This window comes from Brevundimonas lenta, from assembly GCF_014196335.1.
Classification (GTDB): Bacteria; Pseudomonadota; Alphaproteobacteria; order Caulobacterales; family Caulobacteraceae; genus Brevundimonas; species Brevundimonas lenta.
The window spans coordinates 1,078,864-1,104,287 of sequence record NZ_JACIDM010000001.1 but is presented as its reverse complement, the minus strand read 5'-3'; the positions used below and the strand labels follow the sequence as shown (position 1 = coordinate 1,104,287).

General features: G+C 69.5%; 21 protein-coding genes. 8 read left to right on the top strand and 13 right to left on the bottom strand.

Features of this window, described 5'->3' with window-relative positions; translation table 11 throughout:
- Window positions 1-48 precede the first annotated feature (48 nt).
- Window positions 49-1,368 (bottom strand): amidohydrolase family protein, encoded by a 1,320-nt coding sequence (locus tag GGR12_RS05420; RefSeq protein ID WP_183203333.1) that lies wholly within the window; start codon window positions 1,366-1,368, stop codon window positions 49-51.
- A 120-nt stretch (window positions 1,369-1,488) separates the two neighbouring features.
- On the opposite strand from GGR12_RS05420, the gene GGR12_RS05415 reads away from it, so the two are divergent.
- Window positions 1,489-2,322 (top strand): prolyl hydroxylase family protein, encoded by an 834-nt coding sequence (locus GGR12_RS05415; RefSeq protein ID WP_183203332.1) that lies wholly within the window; start codon window positions 1,489-1,491, stop codon window positions 2,320-2,322.
- Window positions 2,323-2,332: 10 nt separating this feature from the next.
- Here GGR12_RS05415 and fliE read toward each other — a convergent pair whose 3' ends face one another.
- Genes fliE through flgB form a run of 3 tightly spaced genes read right to left on the bottom strand, consistent with a single transcriptional unit; the run spans window position 2,333 to window position 3,485 of the window.
- Window positions 2,333-2,632 (bottom strand): flagellar hook-basal body complex protein FliE, encoded by a 300-nt coding sequence (gene fliE / locus GGR12_RS05410; protein ID WP_183203331.1) that lies wholly within the window; start codon window positions 2,630-2,632, stop codon window positions 2,333-2,335.
- 9 nt (window positions 2,633-2,641) lie between these two features.
- Entirely contained in the window at window positions 2,642-3,061 is a 420-nt protein-coding gene (gene flgC / locus GGR12_RS05405; protein ID WP_425486206.1) for a flagellar basal body rod protein FlgC, read from the bottom strand.
- A 19-nt stretch (window positions 3,062-3,080) separates the two neighbouring features.
- Window positions 3,081-3,485, bottom strand: coding sequence for a flagellar basal body rod protein FlgB (gene flgB, locus GGR12_RS05400; RefSeq protein ID WP_183203330.1), 405 nt, complete (start codon window positions 3,483-3,485; stop codon window positions 3,081-3,083).
- A 149-nt stretch (window positions 3,486-3,634) separates the two neighbouring features.
- Between flgB and GGR12_RS05395 the strand changes: the two genes are divergently transcribed.
- The 3 genes from GGR12_RS05395 (at window position 3,635) to GGR12_RS05385 (ending at window position 5,129) form a co-directional block, all read left to right on the top strand.
- On the top strand, window positions 3,635-3,910 hold the full coding sequence (locus GGR12_RS05395; protein WP_183203329.1) for a flagellar biosynthetic protein FliO: 276 nt from the start codon (window positions 3,635-3,637) through the stop codon (window positions 3,908-3,910).
- 20 nt (window positions 3,911-3,930) lie between these two features.
- Window positions 3,931-4,731: a flagellar type III secretion system pore protein FliP gene (gene fliP, locus GGR12_RS05390; RefSeq protein WP_183203784.1), complete on the top strand. Its 801-nt coding sequence runs from the start codon at window positions 3,931-3,933 to the stop codon at window positions 4,729-4,731.
- 119 nt (window positions 4,732-4,850) lie between these two features.
- Window positions 4,851-5,129: an HU family DNA-binding protein gene (locus GGR12_RS05385; RefSeq protein ID WP_183203328.1), complete on the top strand. Its 279-nt coding sequence runs from the start codon at window positions 4,851-4,853 to the stop codon at window positions 5,127-5,129.
- A gap of 12 nt (window positions 5,130-5,141) precedes the next feature.
- Here the strand turns inward: GGR12_RS05385 and GGR12_RS05380 are convergent, their stop codons facing one another.
- The gene (locus GGR12_RS05380) at window positions 5,142-8,030 is read right to left on the bottom strand and encodes a tetratricopeptide repeat protein (RefSeq protein ID WP_343053097.1); all 2,889 of its coding nucleotides are present in this window, start codon (window positions 8,028-8,030) and stop codon (window positions 5,142-5,144) included.
- A 125-nt stretch (window positions 8,031-8,155) separates the two neighbouring features.
- Between GGR12_RS05380 and GGR12_RS05375 the strand changes: the two genes are divergently transcribed.
- Complete coding sequence (locus GGR12_RS05375; protein ID WP_183203327.1) at window positions 8,156-8,563, top strand: DUF983 domain-containing protein; 408 nt, start codon at window positions 8,156-8,158, stop codon at window positions 8,561-8,563.
- A gap of 143 nt (window positions 8,564-8,706) precedes the next feature.
- On the opposite strand, the gene GGR12_RS05370 is transcribed toward GGR12_RS05375, so the two are convergent.
- The 8 genes from GGR12_RS05370 to GGR12_RS05335 all read right to left on the bottom strand — a co-directional run bounded on the left by GGR12_RS05370 (window position 8,707) and on the right by GGR12_RS05335 (window position 22,989).
- Window positions 8,707-9,237, bottom strand: coding sequence for a hypothetical protein (locus GGR12_RS05370; protein WP_183203326.1), 531 nt, complete (start codon window positions 9,235-9,237; stop codon window positions 8,707-8,709).
- Between the two features lie 59 nt (window positions 9,238-9,296).
- The gene (locus GGR12_RS05365; RefSeq protein ID WP_183203325.1) at window positions 9,297-10,880 is read right to left on the bottom strand and encodes a histidine kinase dimerization/phospho-acceptor domain-containing protein; all 1,584 of its coding nucleotides are present in this window, start codon (window positions 10,878-10,880) and stop codon (window positions 9,297-9,299) included.
- A complete protein-coding gene (locus GGR12_RS05360) occupies window positions 10,877-11,587 on the bottom strand; it encodes a response regulator (RefSeq protein ID WP_183203324.1) in 711 nt (236 codons plus the stop codon). The genes GGR12_RS05365 and GGR12_RS05360 overlap by 4 nt, the downstream gene beginning before the upstream one ends.
- Before the next feature lie 2 nt (window positions 11,588-11,589).
- The gene (locus GGR12_RS05355) at window positions 11,590-13,185 is read right to left on the bottom strand and encodes a DUF4153 domain-containing protein (protein WP_183203323.1); all 1,596 of its coding nucleotides are present in this window, start codon (window positions 13,183-13,185) and stop codon (window positions 11,590-11,592) included.
- Window positions 13,186-13,293: 108 nt separating this feature from the next.
- On the bottom strand, window positions 13,294-14,265 hold the full coding sequence (locus GGR12_RS05350) for an NAD-dependent epimerase/dehydratase family protein (protein WP_183203322.1): 972 nt from the start codon (window positions 14,263-14,265) through the stop codon (window positions 13,294-13,296).
- 115 nt (window positions 14,266-14,380) lie between these two features.
- Window positions 14,381-14,590 carry a hypothetical protein gene (locus tag GGR12_RS05345; RefSeq protein ID WP_183203321.1) on the bottom strand — a complete coding sequence of 70 codons (210 nt, stop codon included), beginning with the start codon at window positions 14,588-14,590 and terminating at the stop codon, window positions 14,381-14,383.
- A 145-nt stretch (window positions 14,591-14,735) separates the two neighbouring features.
- Window positions 14,736-21,980 (bottom strand): peroxidase family protein, encoded by a 7,245-nt coding sequence (locus GGR12_RS05340; protein WP_183203320.1) that lies wholly within the window; start codon window positions 21,978-21,980, stop codon window positions 14,736-14,738.
- 346 nt (window positions 21,981-22,326) lie between these two features.
- Entirely contained in the window at window positions 22,327-22,989 is a 663-nt protein-coding gene (locus GGR12_RS05335; RefSeq protein ID WP_281378523.1) for a LuxR C-terminal-related transcriptional regulator, read from the bottom strand.
- A gap of 232 nt (window positions 22,990-23,221) precedes the next feature.
- On the opposite strand from GGR12_RS05335, the gene GGR12_RS05330 reads away from it, so the two are divergent.
- From GGR12_RS05330 to GGR12_RS05320, 3 genes are all read left to right on the top strand, one after another.
- Complete coding sequence (locus GGR12_RS05330; RefSeq protein WP_183203318.1) at window positions 23,222-23,443, top strand: hypothetical protein; 222 nt, start codon at window positions 23,222-23,224, stop codon at window positions 23,441-23,443.
- Window positions 23,444-23,526: 83 nt separating this feature from the next.
- Complete coding sequence (locus GGR12_RS05325) at window positions 23,527-24,207, top strand: response regulator (protein ID WP_183203317.1); 681 nt, start codon at window positions 23,527-23,529, stop codon at window positions 24,205-24,207.
- Window positions 24,204-25,283 carry a sensor histidine kinase gene (locus GGR12_RS05320; protein ID WP_221212204.1) on the top strand — a complete coding sequence of 360 codons (1,080 nt, stop codon included), beginning with the start codon at window positions 24,204-24,206 and terminating at the stop codon, window positions 25,281-25,283. The genes GGR12_RS05325 and GGR12_RS05320 overlap by 4 nt, the downstream gene beginning before the upstream one ends.
- Window positions 25,284-25,424 lie beyond the last annotated feature (141 nt).

Genomic DNA, 25,424 nt, shown 5'->3' with positions numbered 1-25,424 from the left:
CCGGGTTGCAGGAGACCGAGCGTTTGGGCCCGGGGCGGAGTTCCCGGCTCAGCCCGAGCAGGCGGCGGCGTCGCCGGCCGCGACCTCGCCGCCCTTCATGACCAGGCGCGGCGTGCGAAGCGGTCCGAGGCCCTGCGTCGGGTCGCCATCGACCGCGACCAGATCGGCCCAGCTGCGCGGACGAAGCACGCCCAGCGCGTCATCGCCGAGCATCCGGCCCGCCTCCCAGGTCGCCGCCTGCAGGGCCTGCGCCGGCGTCAGTCCCGCCTCGACGTAGCCGTCGAGGGTCGCCCGGGAACCGGAGCCGCGCCCCGGGGCGTAAGGGAGGTAGAGGTCCGAGCCGAGGGCGATGCGCACGCCCGACCGATGGGCGCGCATCAGGCGATCGCGCCCGGCCTGCAGATGGCGATCGATTTCCTCCTGCGGGGGGCGCTCCGGCCAGCTGGAGGTGAACTCCATCGCCATTTCCAGGGACGGATCGGTGGGGACCAGCCAGACGCCCTTCGCGGCCATCAGGCGCAGGGTCTCGTCCGAGACCTCATAGGCGTGCTCGATCGAGGTGACGCCCGCCTCGACCGCCTCCCGGATCGAGGCGTCGGAGGTGGCGTGGGCGGCGACGGGGATATCGTGGCGGCGCGCCTCGGCGACGATGGCGGCCATCTCCTCGACCGACAGGCGCGTCCGCTGCGGCGTGGCCTCGGGATACATCTTGATGACGTCGGCCCCGCGCGCGATCGCGTCACGGACGGCGGCGCGGGCGTCATCGGCGCCGGTGATGATGCGGTACTCGCCGTTGACGAGGTCATGCGGATCGGCCGCCAGCGGCTCCATCTGCCCGCCGGCGGGGGCGAGGCCGGGTCCCGAGCCGTAGATGCGCGGCCCGGCGACGCGGCCGTCGTTGATCGCCCGCTCCAGCATCAGATCGAGGAACCGGCCGGAGTTGCCGAGGTCGCGCACGGCGGTGAAACCGGCGTCGAGATACTGGCGCGCGCGCTGGGCGCCGGTGAGGGCGCGGTAGACGTCGCCGTCCCGCGACTGATCGCGTGCGGCGACATCGGACAGACCCTGGCCATTCGGCTGCTCAAGCAGCAGGTGGGTATGGCCGTCGATCATGCCGGGGATGACCGAGCAGCGGGACAGGTCGATCACCGTCGCGCCTTCAGGCGCCGTCAGCCCCTGCCCCACTTCGACGACCCGCTCGCCGCGGATGAGCAGATCGCGCGGTCCGACCATGCGGCCGGCCGCGGAATCGAACAGATTGCCCGCCCGGACCAGAACCTGCGGCGGCGGCGCGCCCTGGGCCATGGCGACCGCGGGCAGGCAGACGGCCAGCGCCAGGGCGCTGACGGCGGACGCAAAACGGATCATGTGAACTCCCGATCTTCACCCTCTGGAGGCCGCGAGGCGCGCCGCCGGATGCGCAGCCTTGCATGAAAACGCCGTAAGCTTGGCCACCTGTCGTTCGCGGCCTAGAACGGGGCGGTGACGATGAACCCTCTCGACTTTGATCCGCAGACGCTGACGGCCGCCGCCACGACCGGCGATGGCGCGGCGATGCACCGGCTCGCGGTGCTGAACGCCATGGGGCTGGGCGTGCGGCAGGACTGGCGCGCGGCGCTGGAGTTGCTGGCGCGCTCCGCGGCAAGCGGGTTCGCCCCGGCGCGGGAGGAAATGCAGTTGCTCGACCCGGTCGACCTCGCGCGTTGGCTTACGCCGCCGCCGCCGGAGCGGCTCAGCGTGAGCCCGGCCATCCTCGCCATTCCGGGGTTCGTCCCGAGCGAGGTCTGCGACTGGCTGCGGGCGCGGGCGGAGGCCCTGACCGAGCCGGCGCTGGTTTATGACCGGGCGACCGGCGAGGGTCGGCGCGAGGGCGTGCGGACGAACGCCGCGGCGGTGTTCGAACTGCAGCGGATGAGCGTGACGCTGGCGCTTGTGCGCGAGCGGATCGCGCGGGCGGCGGGCCTGCCGGTTCCCGGCCTCGAATGGACGCAGGTGCTGCACTATTCGGTGGGACAGACGTTCGACTGGCACGTCGACTGGCTGGATCCCGCCTTGCCCGGCTATGCCGACGACCTGGCCCGGCGCGGGCAACGGATCGCCACCTGCCTCGTGTATCTGAACGACGATTTCGAGGGCGGCGAGACGGCGTTCGAGGCCGGGGACCTGCGCCATCGCGGCCGGAAGGGCGACGCCCTGCTGTGGGCCAACACCCTGCCGAACGGCGCGATCGACCAAGCGACCCGGCACGCGGGCCTGCCGCCGACAAGCGGTGAGAAATGGGTGCTGTCGCAGTGGCTGCGGGGGCGTGCGCCCACCGCCTGACGGTCTGCCGTCAGATCGGCATCCGCATGATTTCCTGGTAGGCCGAGATCACCTGGTCGCGCACGGCCATGACGGTTTCCAGCGAGGCCTCGGCGGAGCTGACGGCGGTGACGACGTCGATAAGGCTGCCCTGGCCCTGCACGGCGGTGGCCATCTGGCCCTCGGCGGCGCGGGTGGACTGGGTCATGTCGCCCATGACGCTGGTCAGCATCTCGGCGAAGCCGGACTGGGCCGCGCCGCCTACGGGCGAGGTCGGCATGTCGCCGCCCTGGATCGCCGCATAGGCCTTGGCCGCCATCAAGGGATTCATGCGTCAGCCCTACTTCTTGAGGATGTCGAGCGTGCGGGCGTCCATCGAACGCGCCGTCTCGATGACGTTGAGGTTGGCCTCGTAGGCCCGCTGGGCCTCGCGCATGTCCATGGCCTCGACGAGGGTGTCGACATTGGGACGCAGGACATAGCCCTCGGCGTTGGCGGCCGGGTGGGACGGGTCGTACTCGGAGCGGAAGTCGCCCATGTCGGGGCGAACCTCGGCGAGGGTGACGCCGGTGGCGCCGTCGATCTCACGCGCCTGGAAGACCGGGATCTGACGGCGGTAGGGATCGCCCCCGGCGGTCTGGGCCGTCGACTGGGCGTTGGCGATGTTCTCGGCGATGACGCGCATGCGCGACTGCTGGGCCTTGAGCGCGCTGGCGGCGACGGCCATGGCGCTGTTTCTCGGCGGAACGGGATCGGGCATCGGTTACTCCCCCTGTCGATCAGCGGCCGGGTGGCCGGGCGGCCATCCGGAGCATCTGCATGGACTTCTGGTAGAAGCCGATGGCCGCGTCGTAGGCCATGCGGCTCTCGGCCATCTTGAGCATCTGCTCCTCGACGACGACGGCGTTGCCGTCGAGCGTGGTCTCGGAGTCCGGCGCGGCGGTCGACTCGAAGCGCGCCGTCTGCCCCGCCGGAGCGATGTGCATGGCGCTGGTGCGCGTCATCTGCACGCCCCCGCCGCTGCGCATTGCGGCGGCGAAGTCGGTCGGCTGGTTCAGGTCGCGGGCGACGTAGCCCGGCGTGTCGGCGTTGGCGACGTTCTGGGCGACGACGCGCTGGCGTTCGTCCAGCCACGACAGGCGGCCCTTGATCTGGCCCAGCAGCGGAAGATCGGCGATGCCCACGGGCGACGGTCTCCGGGCGCGTATCGCCCACGATTCGATGGGCAGAAAATGCCGCCTGCATGGTTAATGAGGCGTTATCTCAACAGAGCGTTAACCATGATGACCGAAGGCTCGGTTGCCGGAATCAGTCTCCGGCGGGGCCTTTCCGCATGAACTTCCTCGATCTGCTCAGGGCCGTGTTCGCCCTGGCCTTCACTCTCGGCATCATCGGCCTGGCCGCATGGGCCGCGCGCCGCTACGCCCCGCAACTGCTGGCGAAGCTGAGCGCCGAGCGTGGCGAGAAGCGCATGCAGGTGGTCGAGACCCTGGTGCTGGATCCCGCCCGCCGGCTGGTGCTGGTGAAGATCGACGAGGAGGAGCGTCTGCTTCTGCTGGGCGAAGGCCGCGAACTGCTGGAGCCGCGCGGCCCGGGGGCTGAAAAGTGAGCCTCAAGGGCGTCTTCGTCATGCCGACGCGCGCCGAGCTGAAGCGCGCGGCGTTGCTGTCGCTGCTGACCACCGCCCTGTGCCTGATCTGGCCGCTGGCGGCGTTCGCGCAGGATGTGGCCGCGGCCGCAGCCAGCGGAGCGGCGATCAACGTCGACCTGGGCACCGGCGCGGGACTGACCGAGCGGGTGGTTCAGCTGGTCGGTCTGATGACCGTGCTGTCGCTGGCGCCGTCGATCGTCATCATGACCACCAGCTTCGTGCGCATCGTCGTGGTGCTTTCGCTGCTGCGGACGGCGCTGGGCATGCAGCAGTCGCCGCCGAACGCCGTGCTGGTGTCCCTGGCCCTGTTCCTGAGCGCCATCGTCATGGCTCCGACGTGGCAGGACGCCTATGATTCGGGCATCCGACCCCTGCTGGACCAGCAGATGGAGCTGCCCCAGGCCTTCGATGCGGCGTCGGAACCTGTGAAGACTTTCATGCTCGGACAGGTGGACCAGGACGACCTCGCGCTGTTCGTCCGGCTGTCCAACATCGAGGCCCCCGCGACGGCCGTGGACCTCCCTCTCAGGGTGGTCACTCCGGCCTTCATGATCAGTGAGCTGAAGCGGGCCTTCGAAATCGGATTTCTCCTTTTCGTTCCGTTCCTTGTGATCGATCTGGTGGTCGCCAGCGTGCTGATGTCGATGGGTATGATGATGCTGCCTCCGGTGGTGGTCTCCCTGCCCTTCAAGCTGATCTTTTTCGTGCTCGTGGACGGCTGGAGACTGGTCGCCGGAAGCCTCGTCGAGAGCTTCCAGCGAGCGTCCGGTACCGGATAAATCCCCACCCCGTGGGGCTTTCAGCGCCGAACCCGCTTGCCATGAGGCGAAAAAGCGGCGTTGATCCGTCCGTCATCGCCCTGAAATGGGGGGCGAGCTTCAATCGGGAAACGACCCACATGACCACCCAAGCCGAACTCATCGCCGCCGTCGCCAAGGACGCGGGTGTTTCGCAGGCCGACGCCGGCCGCGTCCTGGACGCCATCGTGAAGAACATTCACAAGTCGCTCACCTCGGGCGGCGATGTGCGCATCTCGAACCTCGGCGTGTTCGACACCGCGGCTCGCGCCGCCCGTGAAGGCCGCAACCCGGCCACCGGCGCGACCATCAAGATCGCCGCCTCGAAGGCTGTGCGCTTCCGCGTTTCGAAGCCGCTGAAGGATGCGGTCAACAGCTAAACCCGAAAGGGTTCAGGCGGCGGGCCTCGGGCTCGCCGCCGCAGCTTGCGGACGGGCGGGGGTCGCTGGGCGATTCCCGCCCGTTTTCGTTCTGAGCTCGGCCTTCATGGACGAGACCCAGCCGGCGAAGGTGTCGGCCTGGGCGGTCAGGCCGGCGAAGTCGGCGGGCGAGGCGCCGTCGCCGGTGTCGAGGGCGATAGCCAGCGCGGTCTTCGACCGGGCCCCGGCGATGAAGCCGCGGTAGTTGCGGGACAAACGGCCCAGCGCGGCGTTGTCCTGGGCCAGCGAATAGCCGACGCCGGCGCGAATCAGGCGGGCTTCCTCATCGGCCGAAAGGGCTGCCGGATTGCGGAAGCGGTCGCCGAGGCCGGCCTCGTAGATGGCAGCGGCCTCGGACCATTTCTGCTGCTTCCAGAACACTTCGGCGCGGACGCCGCGGGCGTCGGCGGACGAATCGGAGCCAAGGATTTCAAGGGCGTGGTCGTAGCGCCCGAGGTTCATCAGGGCCCGGGCCTCGAGCGCGCGGCGCTCGGCGTTCAGGGCGGACGGCAGCAGGGTGGTGCGCGAGCTCCAGATGGCCTGCAGGGCCTGTTCCGGCTGGCGATCCATCAGATAGACGGCGGCCAGATCGGTGGCGACCTGGGCCTTGGCGACGCCTTCCAGACGGGTGTCGACCTGGTGCTTGAGGAGCTCGGCGGCCTGATCGAGGAGGTCGACGTCGACCAGTCGGCGGGCCAGGCGGCGGACCATCTCGTCGCCATCTGCGCCCACGGGGGTCAGTTCGCGGAAATCGTAGAACAATCCCAGCGCCTGGACGGGCTGGAGGCCGTCCGCGCCGCCTTCGAGGAAGAGCATCCGGAAGGCTGTGGACAGGTCTGTGGACAGTTCAGCGTAGCCGGGAAGGCGCGACATGCGCGGTCCGGCGCCCTTCAGGGCGGTCAGAGCCTCGCGATAGAGACCTTGCGAGAGGTAGAGCTGGCCGAGCTGGCGGATGACGGCCAGTTCGGTGGCGTCGCCGCGCCAGCGCCAGCGGAGGGCTTCCAGCTCTTTGGCCGCGACGTCGGGCTTCATCGAGCCCTTGGCCAGCGAGAGGCGGACCAGGCCGAGCTTGGCGGGGACCGAGACGTTGTCGAGCGGGGCGCGGGCGACGGCGGTGTAGAGGGCCAGCGCGCGGTCGGTGCGGCCGTCCATTTCGAACAGGCGGGCCTGGACGATGCGGGCGGCGAGCTGGTCGGCGGCGGGGGCGTGCTGGCTGAAGGCGTAGGCCAGCAGGGCGCGGGCGGCCTCGGGGTCGCCGGACTCCAGCGCGGCCTCGGCATGGGCGGCGCCGAAGCGGGCGCGCCAGTCGGCGGGGAAGTCGTCAACGGCGGCGGCGCCGGCGGCGAAGGCCTGACGGGCCCCGGCCCAGTCGCCCTGTTTCGAGGCGATGTAGCCGCGCCAGACGGCGGAGGCCGGGTCGCCGGCGACGGCGGAGGAGGCGAAGTCGGCCGAGGCCTCCTCGAAGCGGCCGATGCCGGCGCGGGCGGCGCCGCGCAGGCCGCGCAGCTCCGGCTCGCCGGACATGTTCGGGGCCTGGTCGACGACGGCGTTGAGGACGCCGATGGCTTCATAGTTGAGGCCCGAGGCGATGAGGAAGCGGGCGAGGCCGAAGCGGGCCTCGACGGGCGCGCGGGGATCCTCGCCGGCGGCGACGGACTCGGCGGCGGCGGCGTTCTGGAGTTCGCGATAGCGGGCGCCGAAGCCCGCGTGGCCGGGATCGGCCCATTCGGCGAGGACCAGGGCCGGGAAGCGGGCCTTGCGCGGGGCGCCCGGCTCGACGTCGGCGGCGGCGAGGGCCGCGGACGGATCGGACAGGGTCAGGCCGCCCGGACGGCTGAGGGTGACCAGGTCGCCCTCGGCCTTGACGGCGAGGTCGGCGACGGCGGTCTCGATGGCCAGACCGTGGGCGGTCGGCAGCATGGCCATGTCGACGGTCTGGCGCAGGTCGGCGAACCCCTTGCCGGGCGCCAGGGCCGTGACGGCGGCGAAGCGGTCGCCGGCGAGGGGATCGGTCAGCCAGACGGCCCGGGTCGCGCCGGCCATGCGGGCGACAAGGGCGGGTTCGCCGGTGTCGTCGCGCTCGACCGCGACGCCTTCGACGACGGCGGCCGGCCCGCCGATGGTGACCGACCAGGTCGAGCCATCGGAAGCCGCGGAGACGGCGAGGCCGCGCGGGGCGGCGATGCGGACGGCGACGTGGTCCGGACCGGCGGTCCAGTGGGCGTCGGAGGCCGGGCCGAGGGCCTTGGCGCCGCTCATGTCGAAGCGGGCGGCGGTGTCGAAAACGATCCAGACGGCGTCGCCGCGACGGAAGACGGCGGCGCCGACCGGGGAGGCCCAGCGGAAGTCGAGGCGGACCTTGTCTGCGGTGGCGTGTGAGACGACCGGCACGGCGGCGACGACGGCGGCCGGGGTGGCGGCGGTCGGCGCGGGCGGAGCCTCGGCGTAGAGATTGACGAACACGGCGCCGTCGGCCGAGCCGGTGCGCACGTCGGCGCCCTCGGCGAGGGTCAGGACCAGTTCGGTGCCGCCGCGAACGGCGCGGGTCTCGACCTTCTCGACGCCGCGGGGCGGGTCGACGCGCAGGCGGGAGATGTCAGGGGCGGCGGTGGCGCCGATGCGGACGACGACGTCCCTGCCCTCGCGCCGGACCTGGGACCGGGCGCCGATGACGCCCGCGAACTCGAGGCGGGTGAAGGCGGCGTTGGCGCCGACGCGAATGGTGACCGGATCGTGGGCTGCGCCCGACTCCTGGGCCATCGGCGCCATGGGGGACAGCACGACGGCGCCGGCCGCGGCGGCTGCCACGGTCGCCCTGAGGATGCGCTTTGACGATACTGCCCCGGCCATACGCGCGCACACTCGCGCGATCCGTCTTTAGACACGGTTAACGGATAGTGACCGCGATGTTCCCGCGACAACACGACCGCTTGCGGCGGCGGGGCCGGAGGCCGACATCCGCAGCAAGCTTCCGACTGGAACCCGCCATGAGCGACCCCGAGTATCCGCCCCTCAGCACCCTTTCGACGGGCCTGCGCTGCCGCTGCCCGCGCTGCGGCAAGGGTCCGCTGCTGGAGGGGCTGCTGAAGATCCGCGACAAATGCCCGGCGTGCGGTCTGGACTACAGCTTCGCCGAACCGGCGGACGGCCCGGCCTTCTTCGGCATGAGCCTGGTGGGCGTGATCGGCATGGCCCTGTTCATGTGGTTCGAGTTCAGCGTCCACCCGCCCGTGTGGGTGCATATGGTCGTGACCATGCCGCTTCTGGTCATCGGCTGCATCGCGGTGCTGCCGCCGTTGAAGGGCTGGCTGGTCGCCGAACAGTACGTGCATAAGGCCGCGCCGCCCGAATGGGAGAGCATCGGCAAGCACGGCAAGGGCACGAAGTGGCGGTAGGGCCTCCCTGAGTCCGCTCATCCCGGCGAAAGCCGGGACCCCGTCCTTTGCAGCCCGGGTGTCCGGGATGATCTTCCCTGGGCCATCGGCGAGGTCGGATCGCCCAAATGACTGGGTCCCGGCTTTCGCCGGGATGAGCGGACTCAAGTTGCGGGGGCGAGGGACGCCAGGCAGGCGCGCCATTGCTGGTGGACCGAAGCGTCTCCGTCGATCGAGATGATAAACGCTCGGGGCTGCGCCTCGCCGAGGTCGTAACCGACGCGGATTCGACCATCTGTGGTCAGGGCGTCGACCGTGTCCGCCACATCCTCGTAGACGTAGTCGAAAGCCCTGAAGGGGCCGTCGGTGGTGTGGATCGCGCCCGACACGGGATGTCCGTTGCGAGAGATTATCCAGGCGTCGTCGGGGGCATGAAGCTCGCCATCGCGGCCTCCGGCGAACACCAGCGCGAAATGCCGGCCTCCGGCGGCGGCGGTGAAGACGGTGAGCGATCCGCGCTGCAGCACGCCGCTGCCCTGGGCCTCCTGATGGAAGGCCAGGGTGCAGCCGCGCGGGGTCTCATCCGCGTTGGTGAGGGCATGCACGCTAACCTCCGCGCGATCCTGGACCGCCATGACGGGGCTGGCCGACAGGCCCAGCGTGAGCGCGACAACTGGCAGAATGGACGTCCGCATGATCCCCCCCGGTCCGGCGTTCCTGAAACCAAGCCGCGTCGCGCGGCGGATGGCCAGCCTCACCCCGCCGCCAGCAGACCGATCTCGAACGTCGCGCCCTTGGCTGACGGCACGAGGTCCAGCGTCGCCTGGTTGGCGGCAAGCAAGGCGCGGGCGATGGAGAGGCCCAGACCGGCGCCGCCTTCGTCGCGGCGGGTGGTGAAGAAGGGCTCGAAGATGCGGCCGGCGTCGCCCGGCGCGATGCCCGGGCCGTCGTCGGAGATGGAGAGGATGACGGTGTCGCCGGCGCTGCGGGCGGCGAGGCGGACGGCGGCAGCGCCGGCCTGACGGCTGTTTTCCAGCATGGTGGACAGGACAACCTCGAGGCTGGCGGCGGGCGCAGCCACCGGCGGCAGGTCGTCGGGCAGGTCGAGGAAGATGCGCAGGTCGGGCGAGCGGGCGTCGACGGCCTTGAGCACCGGCGGGCGCAGGTCGACGGCGAGGCCGGCCTCGGGCCGGGCCATGTCGGCGCGGGCGAGATCCAGAAGGCGGCTGACGAGGGCGGACAGGCGGCGGCCGTCGGCGGCGATGTTGCCGAGGAAGCGCTGACGCTCGTCCGGCTGCATGTCGTCGTGATCCTGCAGCAGTTCGACGGCGCCCTGGATACCGGCGAGCGGGGTCTTGAACTCGTGGCTGACGGCGGCGGCGAAGTCGCGGAGGTAGCGGGAGCGGCGCTCGACCGCCTCGGCCATGCTGCCGAAATCCTCGTACAGGGTGCGGATCTCGACGGCGGCGGTCTGGGGCGGAGGGGGCATGACGCCGCCGCCGGCGGCGACCTCGCGCGCGGTGCGGCTGAGGGCCTCGATGGGCTTGGCGATGCCGCGCGAGACCAGCACGGCGAGGAAGGCGATGACGGCCAGGGCGCCGAACAGGCCGAGCGCGATCTTGATGCGGTCCTGGTAGATGCCGCGGAACAGGGCGCGGGGCGAGCGCGAGGTCAGGATGACGCCCTCGACCCGGCCGTTCACGACCACCGGGCGGGCGTGGTGGATGCGGAGCGCCGAGGCGCGGCTGAGCCACTCCCACGAATAGCGCGGATGGTAGGCGGCGTTGCGGCGCAGGACGGTGCGCGAGCGGCCGGCCAGGGCGTCGGAAACCTCGGGCAGGTCGCGCCATGAGCCGCCCTCGCCGTAGCCGCTGACCACCACGCCGTTGCGGTCGAGGAAGATGATCGAGGCCAGGGTGGTGCGGCTGGTCTCCTGCATGACGGCGTCGAGGCGGGCGCCGACGGCCTGGGCGGCGGGGTCAGGCGGACCGGCGGCGGTGGCCGGGGGTCGTGCGGGCAGGACCGGCGTGGAGCCGAGGTCGATGGTGGCGGTCTCGGGCCGGTACCAGTCGGGGGCGTCGCGCTGGGCGGCGGTGGGCGGGGCCAGTCGGGAGCCGGGCCACAGGGCCTCTGCCGTGGCCGACAGGGCCGCGGTCTGGGCGACCAGTTCGGCCTCCGTCTGGCGAACCAGGGTGTTCTCGTAGACGCGCAGGAAGACGGTCGTGGCGACCGGCAGGATGGCCGCGAACAGCAGCACGGACAGCAGAATGGTGCGCAGGCGGAGCGCCGGCCAGTGCGAGCGGACGAACTGGCGGAAGCGACCGGGCTGACCCGTCACGCCGCCTCGCCGATGCAGGGACCCAGCTGGTAGCCGAGACCGGCGCGGGTCTCGATGACGTCCGCGCCGCCGACGGCCGCGAACTTGCCGCGCAGGTTGCGGACGTGGCTGTCGATGGTCCGGTCGGTCATGGCGAAGCCCGGACCGTGGACGCGGTCGATGATGGCGTCGCGGGTGAAGACCATGCGCGGCTGGGCGGCGAGGACGCGGACGATGGCGAACTCGGTCACCGTCAGCGGCACGTCGGACCCGGCCCAGGCGGCGCGCCAGCCCTCGGCGTCGAGGGTCAGGCGGCCGTGAGCGACCGAGCCGGACGGCAGGGGCGCGGGCGTGCGGGCGGCGCGGCGCAGGATGGCGGCGACGCGGGCCACGACCTCACGCGGGCTGAAGGGCTTGGTGACATAGTCGTCGGCGCCCAGCTCGATGCCGAGGATGCGGTCGAACTCGTCGTCGCGCGAGGACAGGAACAGGACCGGGACGTCGCCCTTCGCGCGGATGCGGCGGCAGGTCTCGATGCCGTCCATGCGCGGCATGTTGATGTCGAGCACGACCAGGTCGGAGGGATATTCCGCGAGATCGGCCAGCGCCGCCTCGCCGTCCGCCGCCTCGCGCGTGGCGAGGCCCGCCTTGCGCAGGGCGAAGGTCAGAAGGTCACGGATGTGGGGGTCGTCGTCGACCACCAGGACGGTACTCTGCATGATCGCCATGTTCAGACTCCGGGGGGCGAGGTCAACGGTGCGACCTCGTAAGCGACAGGGGCGGATACGACGACGGGCGCGATCGCGGGCGGCGGCGGGGGCGGGCGAAGGCGGCCGTCCCATTCGCGCGGACCCGGCGTCGGGCGGGCCAGCGGGCGGCCGGCGGCGAGGCGATCGACGCGATCCAGGCGGCGGGCGTCGCGCCAGGTCCAGCTGCGCCAGTCGGCCTGTTCGGCCCGGACCTGGGCGTGGATTTCGGCGCGGACGGCGGCGGCGCGGTCGCGCAGGCCGGGATCGGGCGCGGTCTGCTCCAGCTCGACAAGGGAGACCAGCGCAGGCGCGCCGAGGGTGCGGAGGTAGCCGAGGTCGAGCTCGACGCCCCTGCCCCCGACCTCGCGGGCGTGGCGGACGTTCCACCAGGCCGCGACGGCGCCGAGATCGACGACGCTGACGATGACGAGGACGACCAGCACCAGGCGGACGTTGGCGTCGATCAGCCAGTGGCCGTCCTTGTCGCGGATCAGGCGCCAGCAGATCAACAGCAGGCCGATGGCGACCATGGCCATCCAGATCAGGGCGGCGATGCGGAAGCGGGTCAGGGCGTAGGACTCGATGTAATCGGCGGTGCGATAGATCGAGGAGGCGACCAGCAGCAGGGTCTGGCCGACCCAGACGATGACGAGGGCGCGGACCAGGGGCTTGCGGGCGGTCTCCGAGCCGGGCCGCAGGGCGACGAGGACGAAGACGCCGGCCAGCAGGGCGGTGGCCATCAGGGTCCAGGCGCCCTTGTGGGCGTAGTCGGACAGGCCGATGTCGCCGGGCAGGGGCGCGCCGCTCCAGAGGAAGGCGATGTCGAGCCCGTTCTGCAGGGCGAAGACGGCGTTGAAGACGATCAGCGACAGGGTGACGGAGGCGGCGCCGACGCCGGGCACGCCCGATCCGCGCAGGGACGGCAGGTCGATCAGCTTGCGGCGCCAGCGGGGACGCAGGGTGGCGCCGACCGTCACCAGGGCGACGGACCACCACAGGGCGCGCTGGACGCCGTCGAAGCCCGGGGCGGGCACGCGGACACTGTCCAGCGCGCCGGCGATGAGCGGGTTGGCGCTGGCGAACAGGCCGAGGAAGACCGCGCCGCCGATGAGGGGGACGATCAGCACCTTGAGCACGGCGACGGGCGATACGCCCGGGCGGCGGCTACGGCGGCGGGACAGGCGGATCATGTCCAGCGCGGGGCCGGCGAAGGCCACGGCGCTCTGGACGATCAGGCGCTGAAGCCAGCGCCAGGCGGGCTCGCCCTTGCGGACGCGGGCGGAGAGAACGGCGAGCGACAGCATCAGGCCGAACAGCAGCCAGGCCAGCACGCCCGGGCGATCGATCAGCACCACCGCCAGGCCCGCTGCGCCGGCCATGGCCGAGAGGGCGCGGGGATCCTTGAGCAGGCCGGGCCGGACAATGGCCACGACCAGGGCCCAGGTCAGGGCGAAGGCGCCGACGGTGGCGCCGACCGGATGGAAGAAGAACAGCGCGTCGGCCGCCGCGACCAGGGCGACGCCGGCCACGACCTTCAGCCAGAAGGACGATCGCGTGAACGGATGGGTCTGGAGCATGAAGCCTCCCCTTGTGAGGAGGCCGTTGTCGCGCCGTGCGGTTCAGGCGCGTGGGGGCGCCGGGAGGACGTTCGGCGCAGGCGATGTGCAGGACCGGTGCAGACGCCCTTAGTGGGTGGTGCTGGGGGCCGGACGCTCGTCCTCGCGCTCGATGTACCAGCGGGCGGTGCGTTCGATGCCCTCCTCCATGCCGATCAGGGTGCGGCCGTGGACCGCCTCGATCGGTGCGACGTCGTAGACGTACTCGGTCAGCATGTTGTCGAGGCGCTGGCTGGTCAGGGGGAAGCGGACGCCGCGCTTCGTCAGCACGTCGCCGGTGCGGGCCAGCGAGCGGGCCAGCGGGGTCGGCAGGGTGGCGATCGGCTTGTGGAACCACTTGCCGAAACCGCCCGCCCAGGCGCGCAGATCGATGGGGTCGCTGTCGGCGAGGTAGAAGGTGTGGCGGTTGACCTGCTCCGCCGGGGCGATGGCCAGGGTGATCAGCTGGTCGATCAGGTTGTCGATGTAGGAATAGGACTTCATCAGCGGGCGGCCGCCGACGTGGAAATAGAGCCCCTTGCGGATCATGCCGAGGATGCCGGCGTAGTGCTCGCTCATACCGGGGCCCCAGATGGTGGTGGAGCGGAAGATCACCCACTCCTTGCCGGCCCCGTCGCGCGAACGGACCATCTTCTCGCCCAGCACCTTGCTTTCGCCGTAGCCGCCTTCGGGGTGGTAGTCGGTGTCGTGGGCGGGGGTGACGCCGGGCTTGCAGACCAGCTGGGACGAGGCCCAGACCACGCGATGGACGGACTGCGAGGCGGCGACGGCGTCGAGGAGGTTCTTCACGCCCTCTGTGTTCACCGCATAGCCGTTGCGGGCCATGCCCTTCAGATCGGTTTCAGCCGCGAGATTGAAGACCACGTCCGGCTTGAAGGCCGACAGGGCGGCGCGGAGGGAGACCGGATCCATCAGGTCGCCGATGAAGGAGCGTTCGTGCTGCGCGCGGCTGAAGCCGCTGACGTGGTGGCCGCGGGCCGCCAATTCCCGCACGAGCGCCTTGCCGACAAAGCCGGAACTTCCGGTGACCAGTATCCGCATGTCGTCAAGCCCGCCTGAAGCCTAGTTTGCTTCTCAACCGGGCAACCGATGGGTTGTTCCCGGTCAGGGCGAAGAAATCGCGCGTTCGCCGAAAGGTGGCCTCAGTTGTGTGGACTCAGGGCACCAGTTGCCAGAGGCGCGTGACCTGAAGCGTGAAGGCGACGCCCGCGATCAGGGCCAGGACCACGACGCGAAATACGCCCGGCGCGCGTTCGGCCGGCGGATGCGCGTAATTGGGCCGGCGGCGGATGGCGACCGGGGCCGGCGCGAGAATCTGCCACAGATCGCGCTGGCTGCTGCTTTCGTTCTTTGGATGACTGGACATCGTCACTCCCCCTACAGGGGAAACATTCGCTTCAAACTGCCTATCTATCAATCTGGCCGGAAGTACTATGACCCCCTAATACAGCGCCGCCCGATACACGTTTCCGTGCACCGGGCGGCCGTTCCCTGGAGGAGGAACGTAGTAGCTAGATCAGCCAGTCGTCATGGCTGTTCACGTGGGTGTCGTTGAGGCTGGCCGAAGGCAGGTCGTCGACCAGCGACAGCATCCGTTCGAAGCGGCTGTAGAGACCGTCGTTCAGACCGCTGAAGTCGTACTCCTCGACAGTGCGAACCGAGGGAGACCAGTCGCTGACGCCCGACAGGGCCGGAAGAACGAAGGGATCGTCCTCCATCAACGGCTGGACCTCGGGCCCGGCCACCTTGGCGGTCGCGTCCAGACCGTACGGGAGCACCTCGGGACCGTCCGGAGCGGCCGTGGCCGCGGCGGGCAGGACGAGGGCGTCCGAGGCGGACTTGGCCGACAGGGTCGGCGCCGCGGCCGGGGCGGCGGCGAGGTCGGACAGCAGGGCCGTCTGGCCGTTGCTGAAGCGAACCCGCTCCACCCCGATCAGGGTGTCGATCCCGTCACGACCGGCGACGCTGTCGGTGATCCGGTAGCCGCCGTCGATGGCCACCACCGAATAGCTGGCGGCGAGGCCCTGCATCTGGGCCAGGTCGTTGCCGGAGCCGCCGACGAGGGTGTCGTCGCCGCCCTTGCCGGTCAGGGTGTCGTTGCCGATCCCGCCGGTGATGACGTTGGCGTCCGCGTTACCCACCCCGTTGAAGTTGCCGACGCCGGTGTAGGTGACGTTTTCGACGTTGGCCGCCAGCACGTGATAGCTGGACAGGCTTTCGACGTTGTCGATACCCCCGCCCGCCAGCTCGACGATGGTGTCGCCGGCTGCGGTGAGGACGTAGCGGTCATTGCCCGCGCCGCCCTGCAGCTGGTTGGCGGCGCCGGAGCCGCCGTGCAGGGTGTCGTCGCCGTCGAAGCCGAGCAGGACATCGTAACCCGTCCCGCCCCAGAGGACGTTGGCGCCCGCCGTGCCGGCCAGGACATCGTTGAACGCCGAGCCGATGACGTTCTCGAAGCCGATCAGGCTGTCGGACGCGCCGTCGCCGTCGTTGGAGGCGATGGAGCCGGTCAGGTTGACCGTGACGCCCGCCGCCGCCGCCGCATAGCTGGCGGTGTCGACGCCCTCGCCGCCGTTGAGAACATCCACGCCGCCGCGGCCGGAGAGGACGTCGTTGCCGGCGCCGCCCTCCATCGCATTGGCGAGCTCGTTGCCGACGCCGGTGAAGTCACCGGTTCCGACGAAGGCGAGGTTCTCGAGGTTGGCCTTCAGCGTCCACGCTGCGCGGGTGGTGAGGATCGAGTCCGTCCCCTCGCCCGCCAGCTCCAGCACCGTGTCGTTGGCTTCGACGAAGTAGATGTCGTTGCCGAGACCGCCCTGCATGGTGTTGGCCGCGCCGGCCCCGCCCCACAGGAAGTCGTCGCCGCCGAGACCGATCAGGGTGTCGACGCCCTCGCCGCCGAACAGGACGTTCGCCGCCGCGCTGCCGACGAGGGTGTCGGCGAAGGCCGAACCCACGACGTTCTCGATGCTGGTCAGGGAGGCGATGAAATCGCCGGCGCTGTCACCGTCGCGGGCATAGCCGCCGTTCAGGGAGACATGCACGGCCCGGGTCGCCGCCTCGAAGCTGAGACCGTCATTCCCCGCGCCGCCGACGTAGCTTTCCGCATCGCTGGTTCCATCCATGAGAACGTCGGAACCGATGGTTTCCAGCAACGCCGCCGCCGCGGGGCCGAAGGCTTCGACCACATCGTCCGGACGCAGCGTCCCGACCACGGTGTCGTTGCCGCCGTTCTGGCGGAACACGACGCGGTGGGCCGAGGTCAGGCCGGTGATGTCGACGACGTCGTCGTCGCCGGATCCCTCGATGGTGATGGTGCTGGTCAGCAGGCTGGTGCCGGCGAAGGTGCCGATCGGGATGAAGGTGTCGCCGCCGCCGAAGCCGGTGATGACGATCTCCTCGATGTTGTCGAGTTCGGCGATGACCGAGGCGTTGTTCGTCCCGTTACGCGTGATGACGATCTCGGTGTTGGCGTTCAGGCCGGTGATGCCCGCCGCCAAAGCCTCGGTCCGCGAGTAGATGCGATAGGTCTCCGCCGAAGCGTCGCCCTGGATCCGCACGGTGTCAGTGTTGGCCCCGCCATCGACGAAGTCACGGCCGTCGCCGACGCTCCAGATGATCTGGTCGTTGCCGGCGCCGCCCAGGGCGGTGTCGTTGCCGGCGCCGCCGACGAGGACGTCATTGCCGCCCGCGCCGTTGACCGTGTCCACACCACCATGTCCGAGGACGATGTCCGCACCCGTGCCGCCGTTCGAGGTGGCGCCGGCGTTCGTGCCGTTCACCAGGGCGTAGGTCGTCCCGGCGAAGCGCAGTTGCTCGATCGTCGTCAGGGTGTCGATCCCCTCGGCTCCGACCCGGTCTGTGACGGTCAGCTGACCGGCGCCGTTCAGGCCGAAGGAGAAGTTCCCCACGGCGCCCGCCCAGACGGCCACGTCGGAGCCGCCCGCGCCGCCGTCGAGTCGGTCGTTGCCGGCGCCGCCGTTGAGCGTATCCGTGCCGCCGGCGCCGCTGAGGATGTCGTCCCCGGCGTTGCCGTTCAGGGTGTCGTTGGCGCCCAGCAAACCGCCCAGGATGCCGTTGGTGCCGTCGGCGATATCGTCGCCGGCGGTGCCGTTGAAGGTGTTGGCGAGGACGGGGACGGCGTCCCAGTTGTCGCCGACCACGCCCGTCGGGGCGGAGTAGAGGACCTCGGCGTTGCCGCGAGCATCAGTGAAGCTGACCTCCGCACGAAGCAGGCCGCCGACCTGGCCGCCGATACCGAGAATGCCGTCAGTCGGCGTGAAGGATGCGCCGTTGGCGCCGACCAGGATGTCGGTCCAGGTCACGCCGCCGTTGGTGGACACCTGCCACTGGTAGGAGAAGGCGCCCAGGCCGTTGACGTCCTGGATCGACGACGTGTTCAGCGTCAGCGTCTGCCCTTCGGTCGGGGTCAGGTCGTTGATCACCGGCGCCCCGGTGGCGGGAGAGTTGACCAGCTGGTCGACATCAAATTCGCCGTTGGTGAAGCGCAGACGTTCGATGTTGAACAGTCGGTCGACGCCGTCCGAAACCGGACCCGGCACCGCCCCCTCGCCGGCGTCATCATCATCCACCGGTCCGGCGCCTTCATCGAAGCCGGTATGGGAGACGGTGATGCTGCCGTCCGCGTTGCGGGTGAAGGTGTAGTTCTCGACCACGTCCGTATAGACGGCCACGTCCACGTCGGTGTTGGCCAGGTCGCCGTCGATGATTTCGCGGACGATGACCAGTTGGCCGGGCTTGAGTTCGCCGGACAGCATCCGGGCGGCGATCTCGGTCATGCTGTCGACGCTGAACAGCTCCGGCCCGGTGCCGTCGTTGTTGGCGCGGACGCTGATGCGGACGTTCAGCCAACGGTCGCCGTCGATGATGTCATCACCGGCGAGGCCGGTGATCGTATCGCTGCCTCCCCCGCCGAGCAGGATGTCGGAGGCGTCCGCCGTATTGATGACGATCATCTCCTGATTGCCGTCGGCGTCGAGGACGGGATCACCGTCCTCATCCACCACCGGGATCCGGATTCTGTGGGCGACAAGGGCGGCGAGGCCGTCGATCAGGTCGACATTCTTCTGCAGCAGGTCGTTGGAATAGGAGTCGAGCGGCGAGTCGTCGGTCGCGATAGCGGCCGTGCCGGTCAGTTCGGCGCGAGAGTTCACCGGCGAAACGCGTCCGATCAGAACGTCGTTGTACTTCCAGCCCGACAGACCTTCGACCAGGTCGAAGCGGTCGCGCAGGATGAAGGCTTCCTGGGTCTCGAAGATCGGGATGCCCAGGTTCGAGTTGGCCGCATGGGCGTCGCCCTTGTGGATGGCCCAGTCGAAGCCGGCCATGCCGTTGGAGCGCTGGATGCCCTCGGCCTGGAACATGATGTCGTCGCCGGATTCACCGTCGTAGTCAGTGTCGCTGCCGCCGCCGTTCATGACGTCGTGGCCGACGATCCGCGAGTTGAAGAAGATCTCCGAATTCTCACCCGTCATGACGTCGAACCGGGCGCCGCCTTCCAGCCAGTCGTCACCCTCGTTGCCGAGCAGGGAGTCGCCCCCGTCGCCGCCGAGAATGAAGTCCGTGCCGGTGCCGCCGAAGGCCTCCTTGCCGTCCGGCCCGGTGATGATGAAGTCATTGCCGTCGTTGCCGAAGATCAGGGCGAGGCCAGAGCCGCCATGGATGACGTCGTTTCCCGCGTTGCCGTGCAGGAAGTCGGTCTCGCCGATGTCGGTGCCGGAGTTGGTGATGATGTCGTCGCCCGCGCCGCCGAAGACTTTGTCGACGCCATAGCCGGCCTCGATCCGGTCATCGCCGCCGTAGCCCCACAGGGCGTCGTCGCCGCCGCCTGCGATGATGGTGTCGGCGTTCTCGGTGCCGCCGACCACGAAGTGCTCGGGGCTGTTGATGCGGATGTAGGCCGCGTCGGTGGTGGTGTCGTTGATCAGATTGCCGGCGGCGTCGCGGCGTTCGACCAGCCGTGAGACGGCGGCCAGCATCGGATCGTCGTGGACCGGGTCAGCGCCCAGCTGCTTGCTGATGTCCATCTCGAGGATGGTCATCTGGAAGGCCGAGAACAGGTCGCCCGGCAGGGCGGTCGAGTCATGGCTGTCCAGGTCGGTGTTGCGCCGGGCCAGTTCGGCGAAGGTGTTGTTCTCCAGCTCATTGAGCAGGTTCAGGCCCTGGACGCGCGAGAGGTAGTAGAAGCGGTCGGCCTCCTGCAGGTTCTCCATCGTCATTTCGAAGACGAAGGCGAAGGACGAGCCGAGCATGCCGCCGAAGGGCATCTTCTTCTCGGCCAGGCCGCCGATCCAGAAGTCGACCGTGTTCAGGCCGCCCAACGATCCGCCGGCGTAGCTGCCGGAGGCGTTGAGGAAGTCGAGACGATCGGCAGGCGCCCCTGCCCCGCCCAGCACCAGCAGGGTGGCGGCGTCGCGCTTCTCATCGACGGTGGAGGCGCCGGTGATCGAGCTGTGGGTGCCGTAGGCGGCGATGAAGTTGATGACCGACGCCGGGTTCTTGAGGTTCACGGCGAAGTCGGCCCAGCTCTCATAGGGCTTGAGCTGGGTGTCGCCGGTCTCTTCGTAGAAGCGCGCGCGCGCCTCGTTCAGCGGCGGGGTGCCGACGTCGCGACCGCGGGCCAGGTTGATGGTGGCGAGGTCGAGCGGCAGGCCCAGCAGATTGTTGCGCAGGGCGCCGGTGACGAACTCGTCGATCTCGTTGCCGGTCTGGCGCGACATGCCGCGGATGATGGCGCCCGCGGCTTCATCGGCGTCGCCGGCGTTGGCGAACTCGATGGGATTCAGGAAACCCTGGATCAGGCTGATGTCGTTCTGGACCGGGTTGCCGTTCGCATCGAAGCTGATGCGGGCGATGTCCTCGGTCAGCATGGAGTGGCCGAAGCGATAGACGACGTGGGCGAACTCGGCCGCGATGGCCGGGTTGATGTCGGCCGAGGGCTCGAACACGAAGACGTCGATGTCCGGCTGCATCTTGCGGCCGAACTCCTCGAAGACGAGGTGCTGGTATTCCATCTCGTTGGTGAAGCGACCGACCTGGAACAGGCGCTCGCCGTCCCAGACCAGGGCGTCGATCTGGGCCTGGGTCGTCGGCATGGTGGTGACGTCGACCAGCAGCCACTCGTTCAGGAAGGCCAGGTCGCCGGACTGAAGCGCCAGATCCTTGGTGTGTTCGACCAGGCGGTTATGCTCGGAGTGGAAGACGTGGTGCACCGCCGTCAGGGCGATGTTCTCGTTCGCCCGGCCGTCACCGGCGATGTAGTGGGCGTCAAGCAGTTCGTTGTCGTACGAGGTCTGGTTGCCGCGGGCGTCGTAGCCGCCCGAATAGCCGACCGCCGTGTCGCCGTCGGCCTGCAGCACGCCGCCGACGACGACCGGACCGGCCGCGTGGGCGATGTCGTCGAGGAAGGCGTGGCCGGTCAGGATGGTGCTGGCCGGGATGTTGACGCCGAGGCCGCCGTTGGCCGCGGGATCACCTTCCAGCAGGACGTCGTCGGCCGTGCCCAGCTGACCATCCGCACCGAGGCCGATGACCAGTTGCGGCCGGCCGTTGGCGCCGGGGATGAAGTTGCCGTAGGCGTCCGCGGCGATCAGCGGGATCTTGCCGACGTGGGCGTCGGTCAGATTGATGCCCAGCACCTCGCGGGCCTGCTGCTTGATGTCGGCCCAGGTGGCGAGACCGCCGCCGACCGAACCTTCGAGCAGATGACCGGTGGCGATGGGGCCGCCGTCGGGTCCGGCGACGTACTCGCGCATGAAGACCTGCTTCGACGCGGTCGAGCCGTAGGTCTGGTTCTGGTCGACCCAGGGCGTGGTCAGGTTGGTCGGCGAGCGACCGTCGTCGGCGGTGCCGAGGCGACCGTCGGGACCGGCGTCGACGGTGACGCGGGTCAGGACCATGAAGTTGGTGTGGCTGCCCGGGACGTACAGCGGATCGTCCGGCTGGAGCGGCACATAGACGCTGCCGCTGCCGCCCTTGGCGACCAGGTCGAGACCGTGGTCGAAGAACTGGCCGAAGATGGTCATCCAGCCGTTGTACGGCGACGACAGGCCTTCATCCGGCGAGACGTTGGGCAGGAAGACGGAGTCGCCCTCCATCTGGATGCCGTAGCCTTCCAGCGCCACGCTGAGCTCCAGCTGGGCGGCGGTCAGGACGGTGGGATCGCCGCCCTCGGCGGCCTCGACGGCGGCGTGCAGGGCGCGGATGTCGGCCAGGGCGGCCATCAACTCGGCCCCGGGGACGCCCGCATGCTGAAGCGCCGCCATGATGACGGCGGGGTTGTTCAGCGACTGGTCGGCGACGAGGTTCGAGATCAGGCGCGGGTCGGCGTCGATGACCGTGCCGCTGCCCGGTCCGGGCATGGTGCCGGGGTTGGGGCCCGAGTTGCCGTAGTCGTTGTTGGTATAGACGATCGGCGTGTCCGGAATGCCGTCGCCGTTGGTGTCGACCATGCCGAAGACCATCTGGTCGCCGTCGGCGTCGTTGACGTAGGTCGGCGTGAACAGGCCGGGGAACGACTGGTCCGCCGCGCCCCACAGCTCGCGACCGGGCAGCAGGTTGTTGTAGCTGCCGTCGACGGTGCGAAGGCCGTAGGGCAGCAGGTGCGCCTGCGCCAGGCCGTCGTTGCCGCCATAGCCGGCCACCAGGGCCGCCAGATCACCGCCGGCGGCGTGCGCCTCGGCGATCTTGATTTGCCTGAGAATGAACTCGAGATCGTTCCGGACGAGCGTGACCATTGCATCTACCCCAGCAATAACGTGGTTGCACGCCGCACCCTCCGTGCGACGCGACGTTCTGCTCGAGGTGAAAACAGTCAGACACCGCGCCGAAGCTTGTAGCTACGACTATCGGCGGATTGCTTTATTAACGCCCCGGTTAGAACAGCAATACAACGTTATCTACTTCTGGACCTAGGTCGATTTAGGCTGATGGACTAGGACGAGTGCTATCGCGGCGGTAGCATTACCGAAGTAATAATACTTCTGAATTCTGTAATTATACTTCAGGAACGCAGGATTGTCCCGCGCGCCGTGGCGCGCGGGATTCAGGTCGTCGCGACCCCTGGGTTGTGAAAGGCCGGCTCTAGGCGCGGCCTCCGTAGACGCCGGGCAGCAGCGGCTGCCCGGATCGACCGTGCAGCGCGGTGACCGCCTGGACGCGATTGCGTACGCCCATCTGTCGGAAGGCCGCGAGCAGGTGGACCTTCACGGTCCCCTCGCAGATGCCGAGCAGATAGCCGATCTCCTTGTTGGAACGGCCGGACGCCAGCATCTCGACCACCGTGCGCTGGCGGCTGGTGAGGGCGTCGACCGGGTCGGCCGATCGCGCGCTGTCGACGGCGGCGGAGACGAAGGCCTGGCCCTGGAAGATGGCGCGCAGCACGGCGGAGATCTCGTCGTCGGGCCGGTCCTTCATCAGGCAGCCCCTGACTCCGGCGGCCGGCGCGGCGTCGACGCAGTCAAGACCGGCATGGGAGGCCATGACCACGACACCCAGTTCCGGGAAGGCCGACGTCAGTCGGCGCAGGCCCGCCGCCCCGTCGAGACCAGGCAGTTCGGCGTCCAGCACGACGAACTCGACCGATCGTCCGTTCCGCAACAACTCATGCAGACTGACGATGTCCTCGACACCGGCGACATCGGCGATGCCGAGGTCACGTTCGAGCAAGGCGATCAACCCGGCCCTGCAAAGCGTGTTGCCGTCAGCGACCAGCACACGCGCCTTTCTTGCCTTAAGCTTGTCCATTCCACCCCCGGCGTCGCCGCCGGCCCACTCAACCTATCCGTTATCGATTAGTATACCGGCGATCATTTGAGAGACTAGTAAGCCTAATGGACTAGTGGATTCAGGCGAATTATTACTCATCGCCGTCAGTAAACGGTCAGGTTCGTCAGGAAACGGTCAGTTTGACGTCAGGCTCCTGTCAGCTTCAACGTCTATTCTGTATTCAGACGAGTTGGATCACGGAGAGTTGGCGATGAGCGAACGCGAGCAACTTGAAGCGGCCGTAGAACGCGCGGCGGCGCACTCACTGCAACTCATAGAAACCGGGGCCGGCTGGACTCCGATCCGTAAGGCGCAGGATGACTGGAGTGCGGCGGTGGGCGATCTGGCGCGCTATCTCCTGACGACCGGAGAGCCCGGCTGGATCCCCGGCGCGGCCACCCGACGCGAGATGTCGCTGGACATGGCGAGCTGAAAAGCCGTCAGATAACGACGGCTTGCGCCTCCGCGCACAACCGACCATCCTCGATTTCAACACCTTACCGCATTGGTTGAGCCGTGCGCCTGTTGATCGTCGAGGACAATCTGCACCTGGCCCGGCTCATCGCGGAGCGGCTGACGGTGCACGGGTTCAGCTGCGATCAGGCCCACGACCTGCAAACCGCCCGCGAATGCCTCGGCGCCGCCAGCTATGACCTGATCATTCTGGACCTCGGCCTGCCGGACGGCGACGGGCTGAACTGGATCCAGACGCAGCGCAGCCGCAACCTGTTGCCGCCGATCCTGATCCTGACCGCCCGCAACGCCCTGGAGGACCGGGTCGCCGGCCTGGACGCGGGCGCCGACGACTACCTGGTCAAGCCGTTCGAGATCGACGAACTGCTGGCGCGGCTGAGGGCCCTGATGCGCCGGCCGGGCCTGCGCGACCAGCCGGTGATCGAGGTGGGGCCGCTGCGGTTCGAGGCGGCGAGCCGGGCCGGGAGCTATGGCGGCGTGCCGCTGGACCTGTCGCGGCGCGAGAGCGACCTGCTGGAACTGCTGATGCGCCATGCGGGGACGCTGGTGACGCGCCGGACCATCGAGGACGCTCTGTACAATATGGACGACACGGTCACGCCCAATGCGGTCGAGGCGGTGGTGTCGCGGGTCCGCCGCAAGATCGAGGGCGCCGGAGGGCAGTCGATCCTGCATACGGTGCGCGGCATCGGCTATCTGATCCGGTCCCAGCCGCAGCTATGAGCCGCAAGTCGATCTCACGCAGGCTTCAGGCGCGCCTGGCGTGGATCACCGGACTGGCGGCGCTGGCCCTGCTGGGGTTCGTGGCCTTCGACATCGACCGGATGTTCGACCAGCACTATTCGACCCTCGGCCTGACCGGTCTGGCCTACGAGATCGGCGACCACGTCGTGCTGCCGGTGCTGGTCATTCTGCTGCCGCTGCTGATCACCACGCCCTGGCTGGTGCGGCAGGGGCTGATGCCGCTGGAGACGGCGGCGGAGCGGGTCGATGCGACCAGCGGCAAGGACCGCGGCTTCCGCGTCGAGACTGAGGACCTGCCCGAAGAGGCCGTGCCCTTCGTCAACGCCGTCAACAACCTTCTGACCCGGCTGGACGAGGCGGCCGAGCGGCAGGAGGCGTTCGCCGCCGACATCGCCCATGAGCTGAAGACGCCGCTGGCCATCCTGAAGCTGGAGATGGACGTCTACGGCGACGAACTGGCCGACAAGGTGAAGGCGGACATCGGGGCGATGAACCGGCTGATCGACCAGTTGCTGCTGATCGCCCAGCTGGACGCCTCGGTCGCGGCGCGCTCGCCGTGGGACCGGGTGGCGCTGCGCGAGGTGGCGGAGGATGTGATCGGACGGCTGGCCGCCCGCGCCATCAACGACGACATCCGTCTGGAGCTGCAGGTGGTGGAGCCGGTGACCGTCTATGGCCGGCGCGAGGCGCTCGCCGCGGCCTTGCGGAACCTGATCGAGAACTCGCTGCGGGTGACGCCGGCGGGGCAGCGGGTCACCGTCTTCGTAGGCCCGTCGGCGCAGTTGCGCGTGCGCGACGGCGGCAAGGGCCTGAGCCCGGAACAATTGAGCCAGCTGAGCCGGCGCCATGCGCGGGCCGACCACGCCAGCAAGACAGGGGCCGGGCTGGGCCTGGCCATCGTGTCCAAGATCATGGGCAGCCACGGCGGACGACTGGAGACGCGGCCCGATCGCCGCGAGTTGTGCCTGGTGTTCGGGGAGGAGGCCGCCGCCGTCGCGCCGAAGCGGGCGCGCCGGAAGGCCAAGAGGCCCGATCCCATCCCCGGGGGGCAGTGAGGGGATCGGGCCCTGGAAAGGTCTTGCGACCCGCCACCCGCCGAACCGTTCGAGTGCCCGGCGAGCAAGACCACAGTGGAGGGCGTCGCCCTGCTCCGGCAATCCAGCCTGTCAGCCTACGACTAGTAGTAGGCCATCGGA